Source organism: Segeticoccus rhizosphaerae, from assembly GCF_009192725.1.
Taxonomy (GTDB): domain Bacteria; phylum Actinomycetota; class Actinomycetes; order Actinomycetales; family Dermatophilaceae; genus Segeticoccus; species Segeticoccus rhizosphaerae.
This window is the reverse complement of record NZ_VOHR01000512.1, coordinates 1-1,786: the sequence shown is the minus strand read 5'-3', so window position 1 is coordinate 1,786 and position 1,786 is coordinate 1. Positions and strand designations below refer to the sequence as shown.

2 protein-coding genes are annotated in these 1,786 nt (G+C 71.7%); both read right to left on the bottom strand.

All coding sequences use genetic code 11. The features are described from left to right. Positions 1–10: 10 nt before the first annotated feature. Complete coding sequence (ftsW, locus tag FRW57_RS21225) at positions 11–1,276, bottom strand: putative lipid II flippase FtsW (protein ID WP_238384490.1); 1,266 nt, start codon at positions 1,274–1,276, stop codon at positions 11–13. Further along, positions 1,273–1,786: glutamate ligase domain-containing protein (locus tag FRW57_RS21220; protein ID WP_275263242.1), on the bottom strand; the 514-nt coding region annotated here is incomplete at its 5' end. The genes ftsW and FRW57_RS21220, both read right to left, overlap by 4 nt.

Here is a 1,786-nt window from a genome sequence, read left to right as displayed (position 1 = left end):
GGCCCAGCGCTCACGAGTCGTCACCTCGGCGCGCCAGGACGGCGAGCGACCGGCGGACCAGGCTGGGGCGGGCGGCGAGGGCCTCGCGGGCGCCGGGTTCGTTGCGCGCGAAGGAGATCAACAGTCCCAGCGCGATCATCGTTGCCACCAGAGCGGACCCGCCGCTGGAGACGAGTGGCAAGGGCACCCCGATCACCGGCAGCAGCCCGATCACGGAGCCGATGTTGATGATCGCCTGGACGAGGATCCACACCATGATGCCGCCGGTGGCCACCCGGACGAAGAAGTCCTCGGTGCGAAGCACGAGGCGGTAGCAGGCGAAGGCGATCACCGCGAAGAGGCCGATGACGATGAGCGTGCCGGGCAGTCCGAGCTCCTCACCGATGATCGCGAAGATGAAGTCGTTGTGCGCCTCGGGGAGCCACTGCCACTTCTCCCGGCTCGCGCCAAGGCCGACACCCCACCAGCCGCCGTCGGCGAGTGCGTACTTGCCGTGCACCGTCTGGAAGCACTGGGTCACGTCGTTGCACCCACCCAGCCAGTCCGACACCCGGGACATGCGGTTGCCACTGGTCACCACGAGCGCGGTCGCCAGGGCCCCGACGGCGACCCCGGAGAAGACGAACAACCGCGCCGGCACGCCCGCAGCGAACAACATGCCACCGAGGATGGCGAGCAGCACCAGCCCCGTGCCCAGGTCGTGGCCGAGCAGGACCAAGCCGATCAGGACGACGCCGGCGGGAAGCACGAGGGGCACCAACGCGTGGAAGAAGCGCCCCAGCGAGCGTCGCTTCTTGACCAGGACGGTGGCACCGAACAGGACGAGGGCCAGCTTGCCGAACTCCGACGGCTGGAGCCGTTGCCCACCCAGCTCGATCCAGTTGCGGTTGCCGAGCACGCTGACCCCGAGCGGGCTGAACACGAGGGCCTGCAGGCCGATCGTCCCCAAGAACAGCCAGGGCGAAGCCCACCGCCAGAAGGAGAGGGGGACCCTGCTGACGACGGCCGCAGCGACCAGCCCGAGCAGGCAGAAGCGCAGCTGGCCGAGGAAGGTGGTGTAGGACGACCCGCTCTGCTGGTAGGACTGCACGCTGGACGCCGAGAGCACCATCACCAGCCCGATCGACACCAGCAGCGCGGAGGCGCCGAGCAGCAGGTAGTAGGTCGCCACCGGCGACTCGAGCCGCTCCAGCATGGCGCTCGGGCGGTGCCAGCCGGTCTCCCGCTCCTCGGACGCGCTGGCCACGGGCACCCGGCCCCGCGTCGAGGTCGTCACGAGCCCGCCTCTCCGGACGCCCGGCGGCGGACGGCCAGGGCGAACGCGTCTCCCCTGGCCCCGTAGTCGCTGAACATGTCCCAGGAGGCCCCGGCCGGGGCGAGGAGCACCACGTCGCCGGGCTGCGCGAGCCGACGCGCCTGCTCCACCACCACATCCATGGCCCCAGTGTCGGTGCTGTCCACCTCGGCCACCGGGACCTCGGGGGCGTGTCGGGCGAGAGCGTCGGCGATCACGGCCCGGTCCTGACCGAGGAGCACGACACCGCGCAGCCGCTCCACGGCCCCGCGGACGAGGTCGTCGACGGTCGCGCCCTTGAGCTGGCCCCCGGCGACCCAGACCACGTGCTCGAACGCCGCGATCGCCGCGGCCGCGGCCTGGGGATTAGTGGCCTTGGAGTCGTCGACGTAGCGCACGCCGTCGACGGTCGCGACCTCGGCGATACGGTGGGCGGCCGGGCGGTAGGCGCGCAACCCGTCGCGCACCGAGACCGGCGGGACCCCGTGGGCG